Raw genomic sequence first — 700 nt, forward strand, 5'->3', positions numbered from 1 at the left:
GTGACCCGTCCTGCCCTAGGTTGACACCTGTTCGGGCTTGGTTGCCAGCTGCCTTTGGGCAGCCAGGGACGCCCGGTGGATTGCATCGGGCGTTTTGTATTCTAGGGACAGGTGTGGCCGGGCCTCGTTGTACAGGCGCACCGACTCGCTGACCATTCGGGTGGCTTGCTTCAGATCGGCAGGCGTGTGCACCAGGTATTCCATCTTCAAGATGCCGTTGACTCTCTCGGCCATGGCGTTTTGGTAGCAGTCATAGCCGTCGGTCATCGAGCAGGCGATGCCGTGCCGCGCGTGGATGCGCTGGTACTCCATCGAGCAGTACTGGATGCCGCGGTCCGAGTGGTGCACCAGCGACTGTTTCGTTTGCCGTTGGCGCAGCGCCATTTTGAAGGCCCGGCTGACCTGCTCGGTGCCCAAGCCGTCGTGCACATGCCATCCCATGATCTTGCGCGAGAAGGCATCGGTGATGAGACTGACGTACACCATCTTGTCCTTGGTGCGCAGGTACGTGATATCTGCCACCCACACCTGCTCGCATCCTGTGGGCACCACCTTGGCCGGTCCGTCCTTGAGCAGATTCGGGTGCCGACGGTAAAAATGCCGGCTGTTGGTCGTCTTGTGGAACGCCCGCAGCGGCTTGACCAGCATGCTGGCATCGCGCAGCACGTCGAACATCGCGTCGCGTCCGATCTTGATGCCT

General features: G+C 61.3%; 1 protein-coding gene. It reads right to left on the reverse strand.

Going from position 1 to position 700, the window contains the following annotated elements; genetic code table 11:
• Positions 1-15 precede the first annotated feature (15 nt).
• The coding region (locus WG923_RS30335) for an IS3 family transposase (protein ID WP_340354773.1) at positions 16-700 on the reverse strand (685 nt) is incomplete at its 5' end.

The organism is Ramlibacter sp. AN1133 (assembly GCF_037890035.1).
GTDB lineage: Bacteria > Pseudomonadota > Gammaproteobacteria > Burkholderiales > Burkholderiaceae_C > Ramlibacter.